This is a genomic window from Vibrio ordalii ATCC 33509 (assembly GCA_000257205.1).
GTDB classification, from domain to species: Bacteria; Pseudomonadota; Gammaproteobacteria; order Enterobacterales; family Vibrionaceae; genus Vibrio; species Vibrio ordalii.
This window is the reverse complement of the sequence record AEZC01000217.1, coordinates 30642-49943: the sequence shown is the minus strand read 5'-3', so window position 1 is coordinate 49943 and position 19302 is coordinate 30642. Positions and strand designations below refer to the sequence as shown.

At 45.5% G+C, this 19302-nt stretch carries 20 protein-coding genes; 19 read left to right on the top strand and 1 reads right to left on the bottom strand.

All coding sequences use genetic code 11. The features are described from left to right. Positions 1 to 10 precede the first annotated feature (10 nt). Positions 11 to 958, top strand: coding sequence for a protein translocase subunit SecF (secF, locus tag VOR_RS0114490; RefSeq protein WP_010320414.1), 948 nt, complete (start codon positions 11 to 13; stop codon positions 956 to 958). Between the two features lie 177 nt (positions 959 to 1135). Here the strand turns inward: secF and suhB are convergent, their stop codons facing one another. Then, a complete protein-coding gene (gene suhB / locus VOR_RS0114485) occupies positions 1136 to 1939 on the bottom strand; it encodes an inositol-1-monophosphatase (protein ID WP_010320413.1) in 804 nt (267 codons plus the stop codon). A 177-nt stretch (positions 1940 to 2116) separates the two neighbouring features. On the opposite strand from suhB, the gene trmJ reads away from it, so the two are divergent. The 18 genes from trmJ (at position 2117) to der (ending at position 19070) form a co-directional block, all read left to right on the top strand. Then, positions 2117 to 2845 carry a tRNA (cytosine(32)/uridine(32)-2'-O)-methyltransferase TrmJ gene (trmJ, locus tag VOR_RS0114480; protein ID WP_010320412.1) on the top strand — a complete coding sequence of 243 codons (729 nt, stop codon included), beginning with the start codon at positions 2117 to 2119 and terminating at the stop codon, positions 2843 to 2845. Between the two features lie 115 nt (positions 2846 to 2960). Further along, positions 2961 to 3482, top strand: coding sequence for a Fe-S cluster assembly transcriptional regulator IscR (gene iscR / locus VOR_RS0114475; RefSeq protein ID WP_026027698.1), 522 nt, complete (start codon positions 2961 to 2963; stop codon positions 3480 to 3482). A 26-nt stretch (positions 3483 to 3508) separates the two neighbouring features. Beyond that, positions 3509 to 4723 (top strand): IscS subfamily cysteine desulfurase, encoded by a 1215-nt coding sequence (locus tag VOR_RS0114470; RefSeq protein ID WP_010320410.1) that lies wholly within the window; start codon positions 3509 to 3511, stop codon positions 4721 to 4723. A gap of 56 nt (positions 4724 to 4779) precedes the next feature. After that, on the top strand, positions 4780 to 5163 hold the full coding sequence (gene iscU / locus VOR_RS0114465) for a Fe-S cluster assembly scaffold IscU (protein ID WP_010320409.1): 384 nt from the start codon (positions 4780 to 4782) through the stop codon (positions 5161 to 5163). Between the two features lie 62 nt (positions 5164 to 5225). Then, complete coding sequence (gene iscA, locus VOR_RS0114460; protein ID WP_010320408.1) at positions 5226 to 5549, top strand: iron-sulfur cluster assembly protein IscA; 324 nt, start codon at positions 5226 to 5228, stop codon at positions 5547 to 5549. 66 nt (positions 5550 to 5615) lie between these two features. Further along, positions 5616 to 6131 (top strand): co-chaperone HscB, encoded by a 516-nt coding sequence (hscB, locus tag VOR_RS0114455; protein ID WP_010320407.1) that lies wholly within the window; start codon positions 5616 to 5618, stop codon positions 6129 to 6131. 21 nt (positions 6132 to 6152) lie between these two features. Beyond that, on the top strand, positions 6153 to 8006 hold the full coding sequence (gene hscA / locus VOR_RS0114450) for a Fe-S protein assembly chaperone HscA (protein WP_010320406.1): 1854 nt from the start codon (positions 6153 to 6155) through the stop codon (positions 8004 to 8006). Between the two features lie 11 nt (positions 8007 to 8017). Beyond that, entirely contained in the window at positions 8018 to 8356 is a 339-nt protein-coding gene (gene fdx, locus VOR_RS0114445) for an ISC system 2Fe-2S type ferredoxin (RefSeq protein ID WP_010320405.1), read from the top strand. Positions 8357 to 8406: 50 nt separating this feature from the next. Further along, positions 8407 to 8601 (top strand): Fe-S cluster assembly protein IscX, encoded by a 195-nt coding sequence (gene iscX, locus VOR_RS0114440; RefSeq protein ID WP_010320404.1) that lies wholly within the window; start codon positions 8407 to 8409, stop codon positions 8599 to 8601. Positions 8602 to 8785: 184 nt separating this feature from the next. Then, a complete protein-coding gene (gene pepB / locus VOR_RS0114435; protein WP_010320403.1) occupies positions 8786 to 10081 on the top strand; it encodes an aminopeptidase PepB in 1296 nt (431 codons plus the stop codon). A gap of 72 nt (positions 10082 to 10153) precedes the next feature. Continuing rightward, positions 10154 to 10579: a nucleoside-diphosphate kinase gene (gene ndk, locus VOR_RS0114430; protein ID WP_010320402.1), complete on the top strand. Its 426-nt coding sequence runs from the start codon at positions 10154 to 10156 to the stop codon at positions 10577 to 10579. Positions 10580 to 10788: 209 nt separating this feature from the next. Continuing rightward, positions 10789 to 11910 (top strand): dual-specificity RNA methyltransferase RlmN, encoded by a 1122-nt coding sequence (rlmN, locus tag VOR_RS0114425; protein WP_010320401.1) that lies wholly within the window; start codon positions 10789 to 10791, stop codon positions 11908 to 11910. A gap of 301 nt (positions 11911 to 12211) precedes the next feature. Then, positions 12212 to 13180 (top strand): cytoskeleton protein RodZ, encoded by a 969-nt coding sequence (rodZ, locus tag VOR_RS0114420; protein ID WP_029627235.1) that lies wholly within the window; start codon positions 12212 to 12214, stop codon positions 13178 to 13180. Positions 13181 to 13188: 8 nt separating this feature from the next. Beyond that, positions 13189 to 14313 carry a flavodoxin-dependent (E)-4-hydroxy-3-methylbut-2-enyl-diphosphate synthase gene (gene ispG / locus VOR_RS0114415; RefSeq protein ID WP_010320399.1) on the top strand — a complete coding sequence of 375 codons (1125 nt, stop codon included), beginning with the start codon at positions 13189 to 13191 and terminating at the stop codon, positions 14311 to 14313. 25 nt (positions 14314 to 14338) lie between these two features. Further along, positions 14339 to 15607, top strand: coding sequence for a histidine--tRNA ligase (gene hisS / locus VOR_RS0114410; RefSeq protein WP_010320398.1), 1269 nt, complete (start codon positions 14339 to 14341; stop codon positions 15605 to 15607). 38 nt (positions 15608 to 15645) lie between these two features. Further along, positions 15646 to 16260, top strand: a complete 615-nt coding sequence (locus tag VOR_RS0114405; protein WP_010320397.1) for a YfgM family protein — start codon at positions 15646 to 15648, stop codon at positions 16258 to 16260. 12 nt (positions 16261 to 16272) lie between these two features. Continuing rightward, entirely contained in the window at positions 16273 to 17433 is a 1161-nt protein-coding gene (gene bamB, locus VOR_RS0114400; protein WP_010320396.1) for an outer membrane protein assembly factor BamB, read from the top strand. A gap of 149 nt (positions 17434 to 17582) precedes the next feature. Further along, positions 17583 to 19070: a ribosome biogenesis GTPase Der gene (gene der / locus VOR_RS0114395; protein WP_010320395.1), complete on the top strand. Its 1488-nt coding sequence runs from the start codon at positions 17583 to 17585 to the stop codon at positions 19068 to 19070. The last annotated feature ends 232 nt before the right edge of the window (positions 19071 to 19302 follow it).

Sequence of the window (19302 nt, the reverse complement as noted above, 5' to 3'; positions counted from 1 at the left end):
AGGAATTACTATGTTTCAGATTCTAAAAGCAGATAAAACGATCGACTTTATGCGTTGGTCTAAATTTGCGTTTTTATTCTCTCTTTTAATGATTGGTGCGTCTATTTTCACTTTATCAACCAAGTGGTTGAACTGGGGACTGGACTTCACCGGCGGTACTTTGATTGAAGTTGGGTTTGAACACCCAGCTAATCTTGAAGATATCCGTGGTGCACTTGAAGCAAAAGGGTTTGGTGATGCAACCGTGCAGAACTTTGGTTCTGCGCGTGAAGTGATGGTTCGCCTTCGTCCACGTGCGGACATGGTTGGCGAGACGTTAGGCAATCAAATTCTTTCTGCTATTAAAGAGGGGACAGGAAAAAGTGTCGAGATGCGTCGCATTGAGTTCGTTGGTCCGAATGTGGGCGATGAATTAGCTGAAGCAGGAGGCTTAGCGATTTTAGCTTCGCTCATCTGTATTTTGCTTTATGTCTCTGTTCGTTTTGAATGTCGGCTCGCAGCGGGTGCGGTAATGTCATTGGCACACGATGTGATCATCACGCTTGGTATCTTCTCTATCATGCAAATTGAGGTTGATTTAACGATTGTTGCCGCTTTGCTGACCGTTGTCGGTTACTCGCTCAACGATACGATTGTGGTATTTGACCGCATCCGTGAAAACTTCCGTAAATTGCGTAAAGGTGATTCAGCCGAGATCATGAACAGCTCAATTACCCAAACCTTGAGCCGGACTTTGATTACATCGGGAACCACCTTGCTGGTGGTGATCGCACTCTTTGTGCAAGGTGGGGCGAACATACATGGTTTTGCCACTGCTTTACTGCTCGGTATCACAGTGGGTACTTATTCATCTATCTATGTTGCGTCAGCGTTGGCACTGAAATTAGGAATTACCCGTGAGAACCTACTTCCACCTCAAGTGGAAAAAGAGGGTGCGGAGTTCGACGAACTTCCTTAGCAGCCTGAAAGTTTCTTAAATAGCCAAAGCCGCAGAATATTCTGCGGCTTTTTTCTAACCCATCCCACACCGCGGTCACTCTCAGTAGCAAAGTATAAAACGAAACTAAAAAAGCCTCGTATATTGCTATACGAGGCTTGAATCAATTTTGACGGTGTTGATGGTATTTAGTGCAACCTATTTAAGAATAGCGCTGTTACCGTTATCACGAATGTGTTTCAAAATCGCTTTAACACCACGGGCACTTGAACCTACAATGTTGCCCGATTTCATGTATTCAGTACCGCCAGAGAAATCGGTAAGAATAACGCCTGCTTCACGAGCGATCAGCTCGCCAGCGGCTAAATTCCAAGGTCTTAAACCCAGTTCAAAGTAACCATCGACACGGTTTGAAGCTAGGTAACATAAATCAAGCGCAGGAGAACCAGTACGACGGAAATCGGCACATTCAACAAACAGTGCAGACATAATCTTCATGAAAGATTCGGCATGTTGCTTTTGTTTGTATGGGAAACCTGTGGCGAGAATCGTGCCTTGAAGATCTTTTAACTGTTTTACACGAAGGCGTGAGTTGTTTAATTGCGCACCAGCGCCACGTTGAGCGGTAAACAGCTCATTGCGCATTGGGTCATAAACACAAGCAACTTCCGTTTTGCCTTTAATGCGAACTGCGATAGAAACGGCGAAGTGGGGTAAACCTTTGACGAAGTTTGTTGTGCCATCCAGTGGGTCGATGATCCATTGAACGTCCTTATCTTTACCGTCGATAAGCCCGTTTTCTTCAGCAACGATACTGTGTTCTGGGTAAGAACTTTTGATTGTATCGATGATCATAGTTTCTGCTTCTTTGTCTACGTTAGTAACAAAGTCATTAGTCCCTTTCTTAGTTGTTTCGATTTTCTCAGTATTTTCTAGTGATTTAGCAATATGGTTACCAGCTTTTCGCGCAGCGCGAATAGCAATGTTTAGCATTGGATGCATACAGTTTTCCCAACGGATGTTAAAGAACGAAAAAGCGGGCAGCAGTATAACAAAGTTTTATTAAAAAGGAAGTGGCTATTTTTTGCTCGGTTGTTCATATGTAGCTAAAGGACCTGACCATTTTAGTCAGCTTTATGTTAGTATTCTGTCGTTTAAAATAGAGTGGCGCACAACGTAATGCTAGACAATGTAAAAATCATTTTAGTAGGGACATCTCATTCAGGAAATATTGGTTCTGCTGCCCGAGCGATGAAAGTCATGGGACTAAGTAAAATGATTTTGGTTTCGCCTCAATGTGAGGTAGACGCCCAAGCGATCGCTCTAGCTGCTGGAGCAAGCGACATTGCTTTAAATGCGGAGATCGTGGATACGCTAGAGCAGGCTGTCGCAGATTGTGGCCTGGTGGTTGGGTCAAGTGCGCGCTCACGAACTTTAGAGTGGCCAATGCTTGAACCACGTGAATGTGGCGAAAAATTTGCGCAAGAGGGGCTACATTATCCTGTTGCTTTAGTGTTTGGCCGAGAAAAAACCGGGCTGACCAATGATGAACTGCAAAAGTGCCATTTTCATGTGTGCATTCCGGCTAATCCTGAATACAGTTCGTTAAACCTGGCTATGGCCGTACAAACATTGAGTTATGAGGTGCGTGTTGCTTACCTAAATAATGAAAAAAAAGCTTATCAAGCCCAGCCAGAAGAAGCGTATCCTCTGCATCACGAATTAGAAATGTTCTATCAGCATCTTGAAAAAGTGATTATAGAGACGCAGTTTATTTCAAAGGATCAGCCTGGTCAGGTGATGAACAAACTCCGTCGGCTATTTACTCGTTCGCGTCCTGAGTCTCAAGAAATCAATATGTTGCGTGGCGTTCTGACCTCAATTGAGAAGCATCGCAGCAATCAATAATTATCCAGACTAATAATAGGGTTAAATACCTGACTAAATTAGTCAAATAAATACTTGACCTATTTAGTCGGGTATGGAAAAATTCCAACCACATAATCAATGTGGATACGGTGATATGAGACTTACATCTAAAGGAAGATATGCGGTTACAGCCATGTTAGATGTGGCTCTGCATTCGCAGCAAACCCCAGTGCCACTGGCGGATATTTCCGAACGGCAAGGCATTTCGCTCTCTTACCTTGAGCAGCTGTTTTCTAAACTGCGTAAAGCGGGGCTAGTTGCTAGTGTGCGTGGTCCAGGTGGTGGATACCGCTTAGGGGCTGATGCCTGCTCAATTTCGATTGGTACTGTGATTGCCGCTGTTGATGAATCAGTTGATGCAACAAAATGTAATGGAAGAGCCGACTGCCAAGGTGGTACTCGCTGCTTAACTCATACATTATGGCGAGATCTTAGCTCTCGCATTAGTGACTTTCTGAACAACATTACTCTTGGTGAGTTAATGATTGATAATGAAGTACTAGAAATTTCTGACCGCCAAGGCTTGGGCCTGACGGTGAACCACGGGCTAACCAATAAAAATACCAATACCGTGATTATCGGCTCGGTGCCCGTAGGTCTTAATGCCCGCTCATAGCGGCAATGTTTACATTGGAGTAGAAAATGAAACTGCCTATTTATTTTGACTATTCAGCTACCTGTCCAGTTGACCCTCGCGTGGCTGAAAAGATGGTTCAGTACATGACGATGGATGGTGTTTTTGGTAATCCAGCATCGCGATCGCATCGTTATGGCTGGCAGGCAGAAGAAGCCGTAGACACTGCGCGTGAGCAAATTGCTGAACTGCTTAATGCTGATCCTCGCGAAATCGTATTCACATCCGGTGCGACAGAGTCAGATAACCTTGCGATTAAAGGTGTGGCGCATTTCTATGCCAAGCAAGGTAAGCATATCATTACCTGTAAAACCGAGCATAAAGCGGTGCTTGATCCATGTCGTCAGCTTGAGCGTGAAGGTTATGAAGTGACCTATCTTGAGCCAGGAACGAATGGCTTGATTGATCTAAAAAAATTAGAAGCGGCAATGCGTGATGACACAATTTTGGTGTCGATCATGCACGTGAATAACGAAATTGGCGTAATTCAGGACATCATGGCGATCGGTGAGCTTTGCCGTGAACGCAAGATAATTTTCCACGTAGATGCAGCGCAATCTGCCGGTAAAGTTCCCCTTGATGTACAAGAAATGAAAGTGGATCTTATCTCCCTTTCAGCGCATAAAGCGTATGGACCTAAAGGGATTGGCGCATTATATGTTCGCCGTAAACCTCGTATTCGTCTTGAAGCGCAAATGCACGGTGGCGGCCATGAACGTGGTTTCCGCTCAGGCACATTACCAACGCACCAAATCGTAGGTATGGGTGAGGCATTCCGCATTGCTAAGCAAGACATGCAAAAAGATTTTGACCACGCAAAAGCATTGCGTGATCGTCTACTCGCAGGTGTACAAGACATGGAAGCCGTGAGTGTGAATGGCGATTTAGATCAGCGTGTTCCGCACAACCTGAATATTAGTTTTGCCTTTGTTGAAGGCGAATCGCTGCTGATGTCTTTGAAAGACTTAGCAGTATCATCAGGTAGTGCTTGTACGTCGGCCAGCTTAGAGCCGTCATATGTACTACGTGCGCTTGGCTTGAACGATGAAATGGCGCACAGTTCAATTCGTTTCTCATTTGGCCGTTTTACGACCGAAGAGGAAGTGGACTACGCCGTTGAACAAATCCGCGTAGCCGTAAGCAAATTACGTGACATGTCTCCTCTATGGGATATGTATCAAGAGGGTGTGGATTTAAACACCGTTGAATGGGCACATCACTAGTCCTTTAAAAGGCACTGGTTTATTCCCAAGGAAATAGAGGATTAGAGGTAACTATCATGGCATACAGCGAAAAAGTAATTGATCACTATGAAAACCCACGTAATGTTGGCTCTTTTGATAAAGAAGATCCAACCATTGGTAGTGGTATGGTTGGCGCTCCAGCTTGTGGCGACGTAATGAAGCTACAAATTAAAGTGACGCCAGAAGGCATCATTGAAGATGCAAAATTTAAAACCTACGGTTGTGGTAGCGCGATTGCTTCGAGCTCACTGGTTACTGAATGGGTCAAAGGCAAGAGCATTGACGAAGCAGCAGCCATTAAGAACTCTGAAATCGCGGAAGAGCTAGAGCTTCCACCAGTGAAAGTTCACTGTTCGATTTTGGCAGAAGATGCGATCAAAGCTGCCGTTGCCGATTATAAAAAGAAACACCAACAATAATATTAAGGGAGTGAATGATGGTTCACTCCCATAAGTTCAAACTAAGAATCTAAGGTTGTAGTATGGCCATTACCTTAACTGAAACAGCAGCGCATCGCGTTCGAGCATTCCTAGATAACCGAGGCAAAGGCGTAGGTTTACGTCTTGGAGTGAAAACAACAGGCTGCTCGGGTATGGCTTACGTGCTTGAATTCGTTGATGACGTTAACGAAGAAGACGAAGTGTTTGAAGATCATGGTGTCAAAGTGATTATCGATTCGAAAAGCCTCGTCTATCTTGATGGCACACAGCTTGACTATGTCAAAGAAGGGCTAAACGAAGGTTTTGAGTTCAACAACCCGAATGCAAAAAGCGAATGTGGTTGTGGTGAAAGCTTCAACGTGTAACGGATTGGCTTTCGGCGTGACTAGGCTCACTTGAGCCTAGTGTCGAGCACTAGGAGCAATGTGTTAATGAACTATTTTGAATTATTTGGGCTACCAAGTCAGTTTGCACTGGATGGTAGCCTTCTTTCTTCTCAGTTTCGTGCGCTGCAAAAACGGTTTCATCCCGACAATTTTGCCACTGCGTCTGAGCGAGATCGCCTGCTTGCTGTGCAAAACGCCTCGCAAATCAATGATGCTTATCAAACATTAAAATCGCCGATCAGTCGTGCAGAATACTTGTTGCTCGAACAAGGCATAGAGTTACGCGCAGAACACCAAACCATGCAAGATCCGCTGTTTTTAATGGAGCAAATGGAGCTGCGAGAAGAGCTTGAAGCCATCGCCTCACAGCCTGATGTTGAAAGTGCGTTATTCGATTTTGAAAACAGAGTCAGCAAGATGTATAAACAGCATCTTACTTTGGTTGAGCAACAACTTAATCATGCTCAATGGAGCCTTGCGGCTGATACGGTTCGCAAGCTTAAATTTATTGCCAAGCTCAAAAATGAAATAGAAAGAGTCGAAGAACAGTTACTCGGCTAGTTCGATAATAAGGACCAACCCATGGCATTACTTCAAATTGCAGAACCCGGTCAAAGCTCTGCGCCGCATCAGCATAAACTCGCAGCGGGTATCGACTTGGGGACAACCAACTCATTAGTCGCATCGGTTCGAAGCGGTAATGCGACGACGCTTGCTGATGAACAAGGACGCTCGATCCTCCCTTCGGTGGTCCACTATTCGGCTCAAGAGCGTTGCGTAGGCTTTGATGCCAGAGCACACGCGCAAGTTGATCCTGCCAATACCATCATTTCTGTGAAGCGTTTGATCGGCCGTTCACTGGCTGACATTCAGGCGCGTTATCCCACATTACCTTATCGTTTCAAAGCCAGTGACAACGGTTTGCCTATTTTGCAAACGGCGCAAGGTGATAAGAACCCGATTCAAGTTTCCGCCGATATTCTTCAATCTCTTGCTCAGCGTGCCGAAGCGTCGTTAGGTGGTGAATTAGCGGGCGTGGTGATTACCGTACCTGCTTACTTTGATGATGCGCAGCGCGTGGGCACCAAAGATGCCGCTCAACTTGCCGGCTTGCACGTACTGCGTTTACTCAATGAACCTACCGCTGCAGCGATTGCCTATGGCTTAGACTCAGCGCAAGAAGGTGTGATTGCGGTTTATGATTTAGGTGGCGGTACGTTTGATATCTCTATCTTACGTCTGTCGAAAGGCGTGTTTGAGGTACTCGCGACTGGTGGCGATTCTGCGCTCGGTGGTGATGATTTTGACCATTTGATTGCTGACCATTTTTTGAGCCAAATCGGCTTAGCTGAACCGCTCAGTGCAGAGCAGCAACGAGCATTGCTTGATGCGGCCACCGAAGCGAAAATTGCCTTATCTGATAGCGATAGTGTCAAGGTTTCTGTGCTGGGTTGGCAAGGGCGTTTAACTCGCGATGAGTTTAACCAACTCATCACGCCACTAGTAAAGAAAACCTTACTATCGTGTCGTCGAGCACTCAAAGATGCTGAGATTACGGCAGATGAAGTATTGGAAGTGGTGATGGTCGGCGGTTCAACTCGTACGCCACTGGTTCGAGACTTAGTTGGTGAGTTTTTTGGCCGCACACCGCTAACTAACATCAACCCTGATGAAGTTGTCGCGATTGGTGCAGCAATTCAAGCCGACATTTTGGTCGGTAATAAACCCGATTCAGAAATGCTCCTGCTGGATGTCATTCCTCTGTCGCTGGGTATTGAAACCATGGGTGGCTTAGTGGAAAAAATCATCCCACGTAACACCACCATTCCTGTTGCTAAAGCTCAAGAATTCACCACCTTCAAAGATGGTCAAACAGCCATGAGCATCCATACGGTGCAGGGCGAACGTGAGATGGTAGACGATTGCCGCTCATTGGCTCGTTTTTCACTAAAAGGTATTCCACCAATGACGGCGGGTGCCGCGCATATCCGCGTAACTTATCAAGTTGATGCCGATGGCTTACTCTCTGTGACAGCGATGGAAAAAAGTACGGGAGTTCAGGCGGAAATTCAAGTTAAGCCCTCGTATGGACTGAGTGATAATGAAGTAGCAAATATGCTGCGAGATTCGATGACGTTTGCCAAACAAGATATGCAGACTCGCTCTCTGGCAGAGCAACGTGTAGAAGCCGATCGCGTTATCGAAGGTTTGATCTCTGCCTTACAGGCCGATGGTGATGAATTGTTATCTGAGTCAGAAAAGCAGATCCTTCTGAATGCAATAGAAGATTTAATTGTGCTGCGTAATGGTGATAGCGCCGATGCCATCGAGCAAGGAATTAAAGAGACAGACAAAGCCAGCCAATATTTTGCTTCACGCCGTATGGATAAATCCATTCGCAGTGCACTTGCTGGTCAATCGGTAGATGATATTTAAAGAGAAAAATTATGCCTAAGATTATTGTGTTACCTCACCAAGAGCTTTGTCCTGAAGGTGCCGTTCTGGAAGCTCAAGCAGGAGAAACCGTACTGGATGTGGCGCTGAAAAATGGTATCGCTATTGAACATGCGTGTGAAAAATCCTGCGCATGCACGACTTGCCATATTATCGTTCGCGAAGGGTTTGACTCACTTGATGAGAGTGATGAGTTGGAAGATGACATGCTTGATAAAGCGTGGGGTCTTGAACCTGAATCTCGCCTTGGCTGCCAAGCTAGAGTCGCTAACGAAGATTTAGTGGTTGAAATTCCAAAGTACACACTCAATCTGGCTTCTGAAGATCATTAATCCTATTGAGCGTATTAACGCCCGTTCACTGTTTGTAAAAGGAAAGCAAAATGAAATGGACCGATTCTCGTGATATTGCGATCGAGCTTTGTGAGCAATACCCAGACGTAGATCCTAAAAATGTACGTTTTACGGATCTACACCAGTGGGTGATGGAACTGGAAGAGTTTGATGATGAGCCAAACCGTTCCAACGAAAAAATTCTCGAAGCGATTATTCTATGTTGGATGGAAGAGATCGACTAAGACTATTGCTAACATGATGGTTATTCAGTAAAACATCACAGAGTTAACAATTTTAACTAAAAAGAGCGGACCGAATGGTCCGTTTTTTTATCAAGTTGACATTTTGACCCTACAAAATGCTAACATCCCTTGGTTATTTAATCGTAATGGCACAGGTGAGGCCATATTCAGGCAAGGAGAAACCATGTCTACAAAGATGTCCGTATTTATCAGCCAACAAGCTGCCCAGCCTCAGTGGGGAGAAAAGGCGATTGTTTCGTTTTCAGAAAATGGTGCCACAATTCATGCTATTGAGAGTGGGCATGAACTCAGCGCGGTTCAGCGCGCAGCGCGTAAGCTTGATGGGCAAGCTATCAGAGCGATCAGCCTACAAGGTGACGGTTGGCACTTAGAAAATATCTGGGCTTTCTACCAAGGTTATCGTGAAGCGAAAAAACTCAATACGCTAGAATGGCAACCGCTGAATGAGTCGGATCAAGCCGAGTTAGAATATCGTATTAAAGCGACGGAATGGACGCGCGATATCATCAATAAAAGCGCCGAAGAAGTCGCGCCGCGTCAGTTAGCGACCATGGCGGCTGAGTTCATCAAATCGCTAGCCCCTGAGCATGTCAGCTATCGTATTGTCAAAGATAAAGATCTACTCACCGAAGGTTGGGAAGGTATTTATGCGGTTGGTCGCGGCTCAGAGCGCACGTCAGCCATGCTACAACTTGATTACAATCCGACAGGAAAAGAGAGTGCTCCTGTTTTTGCTTGCTTAATTGGTAAAGGCATTACTTTTGATTCTGGTGGTTACAGTTTAAAAACGTCCAACTTTATGTCGGCGATGAAAGCGGATATGGGAGGCGCTGCAACGATCACTGGTGGCCTTGGTTTGGCCATCATGCGTGGTTTTAATAAACGTGTGAAACTCATTTTATGTTGTGCAGAAAATATGGTTTCCGGACGCGCCTTGAAACTGGGTGATATCATCACTTATAAAAACGGCACCACAGTTGAAATCATGAATACCGATGCAGAAGGCCGCCTAGTGTTGGCCGATGGCTTGATTTATGCCAACGAGCAAAAACCGCAGCTTATTATTGATTGCGCGACATTAACGGGTGCCGCTAAAAATGCACTCGGCAATGATTACCATGCGCTACTCAGCTTTGATGAGCGCTTATCACAGCAGGCATTGGCGGCAGCTCACCAAGAGAAAGAAGGCTTATGGCCTCTGCCTTTGGCTGAGTTTCATCGCTCTATGTTACCTTCAAGCTTTGCGGATCTCTCTAACATCAGCTCAGGTGACTATTCTCCAGGAGCAAGTACCGCAGCCGCTTTCCTCTCCTATTTTGTTGAAGATTACAAAAATGGGTGGCTACACTTTGACTGCGCCGGTACTTACCGCAAGTCAGCAAGTGATAAATGGGCCGCAGGTGCAACGGCGATGGGGGTGCGTACATTAGCGCGCATTTTGACCGACCAAGCCCAATAATGAAAAGCTGCTCAAATCTCTGTTTTGGGCGCTTTGCTATAACTAAAAAAACAAAAGAAAAAGGATATCCTTATGGCTCTAGAGAGAACATTTTCTATCATTAAACCCGATGCGGTAGAACGTAACTTAATTGGTGAAATCTATCATCGTATCGAAAAAGCAGGATTGCGTATTATCGCTGCGAAAATGGTACATTTGAGCGAAGAGCAAGCGAGCGGCTTTTATGCTGAGCATGAAGGTAAATCCTTCTTTCCTGAACTAAAAAAATTCATGACGTCAGGACCTATAATGGTTCAAGTGCTTGAAGGTGAAGGTGCTATTGTTCGTTACCGCGAATTAATGGGTAAAACGAACCCAGAAGAAGCGGCATGTGGAACCATTCGTGCTGATTATGCGTTAAGTATGCGTTATAACTCAGTTCATGGCAGTGATAGCCCTGAATCGGCTGCGCGTGAAATCGCCTTTTTCTTCCCTGAATCAGAAATTTGCCCTCGTTAATCTTGGTATTTTCTATCCAAAATTCTTTCGATTAAGGCCTCACTTTGTGAGGCTTTTTTATACTCGTATGGTTGGGAGCTGTAGAGTGAAAACAATCCGCCAAGCATTGAATGACTTAGTAATTGAATGGTTGTACAACCCTTGTTGTTACTGCATAAAGGCTGTACAATTCGCGCCCTTATTTATTGTTTCCGTCGTTGAGAGGCCACATGACTATTGAAAAAGTCAATCTGCTTGATTTTGATCGCCAAGGTCTGCGTAAATTTTTTGCTGAAGAGCTCAGTGAAAAAGCGTTCCGCGCTGATCAGGTCATGAAGTGGATCTACCATTTTGGTTGTGATGACTTCGAACAAATGACCAATATCAACAAAAAACTGCGTGAGCAACTGCAACAACGCTGTGAAATTCGCGCGCCGATCGTTTCACAAGCACAACACTCGTCTGATGGTACGATTAAATGGGCGATGCGTGTCGGCGATCAAGATGTTGAAACGGTCTATATCCCAGAGGAAGAGCGAGCGACTTTGTGCGTCTCCTCTCAAGTTGGTTGTGCTCTGGAGTGTAAATTTTGTTCAACGGCTCAGCAAGGTTTTAACCGTAACCTCAAAGTGTCTGAAATTATCGGGCAAGTGTGGCGCGCAGCGAGAGAAATTGGCCTTGAGAAAGAGACGGGACGTCGTCCGATTACTAACGTAGTAATGATGGGGATGGGCGAGCCTCTGCTCAACATGAAAAACTTGATCCCAGCGTTAGAGATCATGCTGGATGATTTGGGTTTTGGTCTATCAAAACGTCGCGTGACGGTGTCGACTTCGGGTGTGGTTTCTGGTCTTGATCAAATGACAGGGCAAATTGATGTTGCATTAGCGATTTCATTGCATGCCCCTAACGATAAATTACGCAGCGAAATTATGCCGATCAATGATCGCTGGGATATTCAAGATTTCTTAGCCTCAGTGCGCCGTTACATTGCTACATCAAACGCCAATCGTGGTAAGGTTACAGTGGAATACGTGCTGCTGGATCACGTCAATGACGATATGGAACATGCACACGAATTGGCTAAGTTAATGAAAGGCACGCCGTGCAAAATTAACTTGATCCCATTTAACCCTTATCCCGGTTCACCTTATAAAAAACCGAGTAATTCACGTATTGACCGTTTTCAAAAAACACTGATGCAGTATGAACACACAGTGACGGTGCGCAAAACTCGTGGTGATGATATTGATGCCGCTTGTGGGCAGCTAGTGGGTGATGTGATTGATAGAACCAAACGGACCAAAATGAAACAGATGGGTGGCGATGTCATTCCTATTAAAGCGGTTTAAGTTAGACGATAAAACAAAGCCAGAGATTCCTCTGGCTTTGTACATTTTTACCATTTGAAATAATTTTCTTCGATTTTGACGTCAATTTTATGAAAAATATTGACCTAGCGGTAATTTCTTTGCTAAAGCCATGTTGTTTAACGCCAAATATCAATTAGAATTGCTAATTGATGTAATGTTAAATTTTAACTGCCGCCTGCATCAATGAATGCAGCTTTTTCACCGCGTTGGAATGCACAATTTTATTACTACGAACTAATAACAATAAAAGTGATGACGGTGCCATTCGAGCCATAACATAATGAGATGTATAAAACGGATGACTACTGAACAAGAACAGATTATTGCAGAGGTAAAAACAGACTCGGTACAACCCGGCACTTTATTAAAGGCAAAACGCGAAGCGTTGGGATTAACGCAAAAGCAAGTTGCCGATAGGTTGCGGTTACGTCTCTCTATCATTCAAAGTTTAGAGGAGAATAACTTCGCTTCAGATCAAGTCGCGACCTTTACTCGCGGTTATTTCCGTTCTTATGCTAAGGCGGTTGGGATCAAAGAGTCGGTGATTTTAGCTTCTTTTGATGATTGCTATCCTACTGTTGCGGCAGAGCAACCGATGCAAAGTTTTTCTAAGAAGACCAAGCGAGAGCTGCATGATAGCCGTATTATGACGTTAACTTGGGGTATTTTTGCCGTCATTATCGGTATTTCATCGCTATGGTGGTGGCAGAATCAAGAACAAGAGCACGCTGTCATTGAAAGTTCTCCATCGATAAGTTCGACGTCCGTTGAACGCTTACAAGATGAAGATTTCACAACCGTTAGTGAATTCGTTCCTACAGATAGTGCCCCTCAGGTCGATGCCGTCGCTGATATGCCCGTTGATGTTGAGGTTGATAATCAGATAGAAGTCAATACTCAAGCGGCTGAGCTTATACCTTCCCCTGAAGATGATGCAGCAGAAGCAGAGCCCAATGTGATCGATATTCCTGCGCCAGATAAAATTATGCCGCCTCAGAATGCAAGCAATCCATACGATCCTTTGACACTCACCTTCAGCGCAGACTGCTGGATTCAAGTGAAAGATGTGTCAGGTAAAACCCTTTCCACTGGGATTAAAAAATCAGGGCAAACCGTAACTTTGGAAGGTGAAGCTCCGTTTCAAATCATTCTTGGCGCCCCTGAAAGCGTTTCAATGACATTTGCAAGTGAACCTGTAGACCTTTCTGGGTATACTTCCGGTAAAGTCGCTCGATTCACCTTACCTTAGAAAATACTATGCAACACGAATCTCCAATTAAGCGTCGTTCATCGACGCGTATTTATGTCGGTAATGTGCCCATCGGTGATGGTGCTCCTATTGCTGTTCAATCTATGACCAACACGCGCACTACCGATGTTGCGGCAACCGTCGCCCAAATTAAAGCGTTAGAAAAAGTCGGGGCTGATATCGTACGAGTTTCTGTACCGACAATGGACGCGGCAGAAGCGTTCAAGTTGATCAAGCAGCAAGTATCCATTCCGCTGGTGGCTGACATCCATTTTGATTACCGCATTGCGTTGAAAGTCGCCGAATATGGCGTTGATTGCTTGCGTATCAACCCTGGTAATATTGGCAACGAAGAACGTATTCGCGCCGTGGTCGATTGCGCACGTGACAAGAATATACCCATTCGCATTGGCGTGAATGGTGGGTCGCTCGAAAAAGAGATCCAAATGAAATATGGTGAGCCAACACCGGCCGCTTTAGTCGAGTCAGCGATGCGTCATGTTGATATTCTTGAAAGACTCAACTTTGATCAATTCAAAGTCAGCGTCAAAGCATCGGATGTTTTTCTCGCCGTTGATTCCTACCGTTTACTGGCTAAACAGATTGCCCAACCTCTGCATCTTGGTATTACGGAAGCAGGAGGCGCAAGAGCCGGTGCAGTTAAATCGGCAGTGGGCTTAGGTATGCTGCTTGCCGAAGGCATCGGCGACACGCTGCGTATTTCACTGGCTGCAGATCCGATCGAAGAGATCAAAGTCGGCTTTGATATTCTTAAATCGCTGCGTATTCGCTCGCGAGGCATTAACTTCATCGCTTGTCCAAGCTGTTCACGTCAAGAGTTTGATGTGATCGCCACAGTCAATGCGTTAGAGCAACGTTTGGAAGACATTTTGACACCTATGGATGTCTCGATCATCGGTTGCGTGGTTAATGGCCCGGGTGAAGCTGAAGCTTCTCATCTTGGTTTGGCTGGCAGCAACAAGAAAAGTGCATTCTACGAAGATGGCGTCCGCCAGAAAGAGCGTTTTGATAACGATGATCTGGTCAGCCAACTCGAAGCGAAAATTCGCGCCAAGGCCTCTATTCTCGATGAGAAGAACCGAATCAACGTGACTCAAATCGAACAAAATTAATCTCAACGACCTTACGGTAAGTATTGTGGCAAAAACAATTCAAGCAATTCGAGGCATGAACGACTGCCTCCCAACTCAGTCTCCACTTTGGCAAAAAGTGGAAGGCACAGTGAAAAACGTGATTAGTGCATATGGCTACAATGAAGTACGTATGCCTATCGTTGAGATGACACATCTATTTAGCCGTGCGATCGGTGAAGTGACCGATGTGGTTGAAAAAGAGATGTATTCTTTTGAAGATCGCAATGGTGACAGTTTATCGCTTCGTCCAGAGGGTACCGCAGGTTGTGTCCGTTCTGGTATCGAAAATGGTTTGCTCTACAACCAAGAGCAACGTTTATGGTACATGGGGCCGATGTTCCGTCATGAACGTCCGCAAAAAGGGCGCTACCGTCAATTCCACCAATGTGGGGTTGAAGTGTTTGGTCTGGATGGTCCTGATGTTGATGCCGAGCTGATTATGATGACCGCGCGTTTGTGGCGTGAATTGGGCATCGACAAACATGTTCGTTTGGAACTGAACTCAATTGGTTCTCTTGAAGCGCGAGCCAATTACCGCACCGCCTTGATTGACTATTTAGAGCAGCATCAAGAGGTGTTGGATGAGGATGCCAAACGTCGCATGTACACCAACCCACTGCGTGTACTCGATACTAAAAATCCAGATATTCAAGCGATTTTAGGTGACGCACCCAAATTGTCTGAGTATCTAGATGAAGAATCCAAGCAACATTTTGCCGGCTTATGTGAACTTCTTACCGCTGCGGGTATCGAATACCAAGTTAACGAGCGCTTGGTGCGCGGCCTAGACTACTACAACCGCACCGTATTTGAGTGGATCACCGAAAGCTTAGGTGCTCAAGGTACGGTTTGTGGCGGTGGACGTTATGATGGCTTGGTAGAACAACTGGGTGGCAAAGCGACACCGGCAGTGGGTTTTGCCATGGGGTTAGAGCGCTTAGTGCTGATGATGGAAACACTGGAACTGACCGACGTGCGTCGCAGTGTCGATGTGTACATGGTCAGTGCGGGTGAAGGCACTATGATGACAGCAATGAAACTTGCTGAGCAGTTGCGTGAACAGGTTCCGGGGCTGCGTGTTATGAACCATTTTGGTGGTGGTAACTTCAAAAAACAATTTAAACGTGCTGATAAAGTGGGCGCTGCGGTGGCTTTGGTATTAGGCGAAGATGAAGTCGCAGAAAGCACAGTAGTTCTCAAAGATCTTATCGGTGGTGAACAAATTACGATTTCTCAAACTGAAGTCGCCAGCAAACTCACGCATCTTGTGTAAGCAAGCGCATTTGAGATATCTATTAAAGAGGACAGGAAGTGGAACTCTACGATACTGAAGAACAACAAGTTGAAGCGATAAAAGATTGGTGGAAAGAGAACGGTAAAGCCGTGATCTTTGGTGCTGTAATTGGCCTTGGTGGCTTGTTTGGTTGGCGTTATTATCAAGATAACGTTATTGCTGCGCAAGAAGCCGCTTCTGAAAGTTATAGCAAAGCGGTAACTCAGTTAGCTGCAAAAGGCGCAGAAGCGGAGATGGTTGTTCAGAGCTTTATTGACAGTAATAAAGGCACAGAATATGCCGTTTTAGCCGCACTACAACTTGCAAAAGTTCAAGTGGAAGCGGGTCAAATTGATGAAGCTTTAGCACAGCTTGAATGGGCAAAAGCAAACACCAAAGATGATGCTATTCTACCGTTAGCGACCTATCGCCTGGCCCGCATTAAAGCGGAACAAGGCCAGTTTGATGCCGCCTTAGCTGATCTTACGACCATCACAGAGAAAGGGTGGGCGGGACGCATTGCGGAACTGCGTGGTGATATTTCACTGCGTAAAGGCGACACGGACGCGGCTTATGCGGCATACACGGAAGCACAACAAGCTGATGATGCAAGCCAAACGCTACAGATGAAACTGGACGATCTTGCCAAATAAGGGCACAAGTTGATGAAAAAGTTGTTCAACAAAGTGCTCGTTTCTGCCGTTGTGCTTGGAGCACTTGCAGGGTGTGCCAGTGAAGAAGACACCATTATCATGGCTCCTGTGCCAATGGTAACCAGTGAATTTACGCCTACAACTCAGTGGAGCGCATCGATTGGTGATGGCGTAGGGCATTACTTCTCAAAGTTATCTCCAGAATACGATTACGACAAGGTGTTTATTGCCAATCGTGATGGCTTGGTAAAAGCCTTGGATCCTAAGACGGGTAAAGAGCTGTGGAAAACCGATCTTGAACAAGATGGCACCATGCGTTTATCCGGCGGTATAGCGGCGGCCTATAGCCAAATTTACATTGGTAGTGAAAACGGTTTAGTTACTGCGCTTAATGAAGCGACGGGTGAGCTTGTATGGCAAGTTAAAGTCGACGGTGAAGTGCTAGCAGCTCCGGCTGCAGATGCGAACATGATCATTGTTAATACCAGTCGTGGCACTTTACTGAGTTTAGACCAAGCGACGGGTGAGCAAAAATGGACCATCAGTACTGAAGTTCCTAACTTAACGCTGAGAGGCGACAGCAAACCTGTTGCGGTATCGGGCGGTGTTTTTTGGGGAACGGCTGGTGGCCGTCTTGCTGCCGCGATCGTTGAGCGTGGTCAGTTGATTTGGCAGCAACCAATTGGCATGCCTAAAGGTGCCACTGAAATTGACCGCCTAGTCGATGTTGATGCCTCACCTATCGTGATTGGCGGCATGCTGTATGCGGTGGGTTTTAATGGCCAGTTGATCGCCATTGATCTGCGTTCGGGCAAACCAGCTTGGAAGCGGAATTACTCTTCAGCAACAGACATGGCTAGCGATGGTGGCCGATTATTTGTGGTGACCGACAAAGATCATGTGGTGGCTGTGGATACAAGAAGCGGTACCGAACTTTGGAGCAACAAACAGCTTGAACACCGTTTGCTAACTGCGCCAGCGATTATCAATGGCTACCTTGTGCTAGGTGACAGTGAAGGGTATCTACATTGGATTGATCGTAGCAGTGGCGAATTCGTTGCCCAACAATTGGTTGATAAGAGTGGTTTTGCGGTGAGTCCTCTCGCTGTCGACGATGGCTATGTCAGCATCACCCGTAGTGGCAATGTAAAGAAACTGACGATTAAAAAATAAATCGTGATATAATTCACATTCGGCTCCTGGCTGGTAACAGTTAGGGGCCGTTTTATTGGATAAATAGATGTGGTTATAGGTAAAAATTTAATGCTTGCTAGCAAGTGTTTACCTATAACTACATAAGAGAAAATATTGTAGAGGTTAGTATGGTTCCTGTTGTTGCTCTTGTTGGGCGCCCCAATGTCGGTAAATCTACGTTGTTTAACCGATTAACTCGCACTCGCGATGCGTTGGTGGCGGATTTCCCCGGTTTAACGCGTGACCGTAAATATGGCCAAGCTAAATTGGGTGAGCACGACTTCATTGTTATCGATACCGGCGGTATTGATGGTAGTGAAGAGGGTGTAGAAACGAAAATGGCTCAACAGTCATTGGCCGCGATTGATGAAGCTGATGTTGTGCTATTTATGGTTGATGGTCGCGCTGGTTTAACGGCGGCTGATGAAATGATCGCCCAACATCTGCGTAAAATTGAAAAGCGAGCTATTTTGGTCGTGAATAAAGTGGATGGCATTGACGCTGATGCTGCAAGCGCTGAGTTTTGGCAATTGGGCGTTGATCAAATGTACCAAATTGCTGCCGCTCATGGCCGTGGTGTTGGGATCCTTATCGACCGAGCTTTGAATCCACTTGCTGAAGAAATGATCGAGCAGGCCGAAGGCGAAATCGAAGATCTAAGCGAATTTGAAGATGCCGAAGAAGAAAAGTTAGATTACACCGAAGAAGAAGCCGAAGCTGAATACAAACGCCTGCAAGATCAGCCGATAAAACTGGCGATCATTGGCCGTCCTAATGTCGGTAAATCCACGCTCACCAACCGTATTCTCGGTGAAGAACGTGTTGTGGTTTACGATATGCCCGGAACGACGCGTGACTCCATCTACATCCCGATGATGCGTGATGAGCGCGAGTATGTATTGATTGATACTGCTGGCGTGCGTCGTCGTACTCGCATTAACGAAACGGTTGAGAAATTCTCGGTCGTCAAAACCTTAAAAGCAGTTGAAGATGCAAACGTTGTTCTGTTAGTCATTGACGCTCGTGAGAATATCTCAGATCAAGATCTTAGCCTGTTAGGTTTTGCACTAAACTCCGGACGTTCGATAGTGCTTGCAGTCAATAAGTGGGATGGGCTCGATAACGACGTCAAAGAACGTGTCAAGAAAGAGCTCGATCGCCGTTTAGGCTTTGTAGATTTTGCTCGTATCCACTTTATCTCTGCATTGCATGGTACGGGTGTGGGTCATCTATTTGAATCGGTTCAAGAAGCGTATAAATCGGCGACAACACGTGTTGGTACATCGGTATTGACTCGCATTCTTAAAATGGCAACCGATGATCACCAGCCACCTATGGTTCGTAGCCGCCGCGTAAAACTTAAATACGCTCACGCAGGTGGTTATAACCCGCCGATTATCGTTGTACACGGTAACTTGGTGAATGAGCTGCCAGATTCTTACAAACGTTATTTGATGAACTATTACCGTAAGTCTTTAGAAATCATGGGTACGCCTATTCGTATCCAGTTCCAAAGCAGTGATAACCCATTTGAAGGAAAAGTGAATAAGCTGACCTTATCTCAAGAGCGTAAACGTAAACGCTTAATGACGATGATGAAAGGACGCAGCAAGTAGCCTTTCTCATAACTAAAATACCCAAGCTAAGCTTGGGTATTTTTTTGCCTAAAATTTATCATTGGCAATAGAGCTTCACTAACGTGGCGGTCTGAAAATGAAGTGCAGTGCCAAAATGATTGAGTGAAAAACAGAGCATGGCAACGTTGCTGCTTTGTATAAGTATCAAACAAAATGAGTAGAACATTTCGCCAAAAGATCATTTTAATATATTCTGGTTTTTTTGATTTAT

Bases quoted from the DNA above. Each gene is read 5' to 3' on its own strand.
- secF (WP_010320414.1), top strand. From the start codon at position 11: ATGTTTCAGATTCTAAAAGCAGATAAAACGATCGACTTTATGCGTTGG.
- suhB (WP_010320413.1), bottom strand. From the start codon at position 1,939: ATGCATCCAATGCTAAACATTGCTATTCGCGCTGCGCGAAAAGCTGGT.
- trmJ (WP_010320412.1), top strand. From the start codon at position 2,117: ATGCTAGACAATGTAAAAATCATTTTAGTAGGGACATCTCATTCAGGA.
- iscR (WP_026027698.1), top strand. From the start codon at position 2,961: ATGAGACTTACATCTAAAGGAAGATATGCGGTTACAGCCATGTTAGAT.
- VOR_RS0114470 (WP_010320410.1), top strand. From the start codon at position 3,509: ATGAAACTGCCTATTTATTTTGACTATTCAGCTACCTGTCCAGTTGAC.
- iscU (WP_010320409.1), top strand. From the start codon at position 4,780: ATGGCATACAGCGAAAAAGTAATTGATCACTATGAAAACCCACGTAAT.
- iscA (WP_010320408.1), top strand. From the start codon at position 5,226: ATGGCCATTACCTTAACTGAAACAGCAGCGCATCGCGTTCGAGCATTC.
- hscB (WP_010320407.1), top strand. From the start codon at position 5,616: ATGAACTATTTTGAATTATTTGGGCTACCAAGTCAGTTTGCACTGGAT.
- hscA (WP_010320406.1), top strand. From the start codon at position 6,153: ATGGCATTACTTCAAATTGCAGAACCCGGTCAAAGCTCTGCGCCGCAT.
- fdx (WP_010320405.1), top strand. From the start codon at position 8,018: ATGCCTAAGATTATTGTGTTACCTCACCAAGAGCTTTGTCCTGAAGGT.
- iscX (WP_010320404.1), top strand. From the start codon at position 8,407: ATGAAATGGACCGATTCTCGTGATATTGCGATCGAGCTTTGTGAGCAA.
- pepB (WP_010320403.1), top strand. From the start codon at position 8,786: ATGTCTACAAAGATGTCCGTATTTATCAGCCAACAAGCTGCCCAGCCT.
- ndk (WP_010320402.1), top strand. From the start codon at position 10,154: ATGGCTCTAGAGAGAACATTTTCTATCATTAAACCCGATGCGGTAGAA.
- rlmN (WP_010320401.1), top strand. From the start codon at position 10,789: ATGACTATTGAAAAAGTCAATCTGCTTGATTTTGATCGCCAAGGTCTG.
- rodZ (WP_029627235.1), top strand. From the start codon at position 12,212: ATGAGATGTATAAAACGGATGACTACTGAACAAGAACAGATTATTGCA.
- ispG (WP_010320399.1), top strand. From the start codon at position 13,189: ATGCAACACGAATCTCCAATTAAGCGTCGTTCATCGACGCGTATTTAT.
- bamB (WP_010320396.1), top strand. From the start codon at position 16,273: ATGAAAAAGTTGTTCAACAAAGTGCTCGTTTCTGCCGTTGTGCTTGGA.
- der (WP_010320395.1), top strand. From the start codon at position 17,583: ATGGTTCCTGTTGTTGCTCTTGTTGGGCGCCCCAATGTCGGTAAATCT.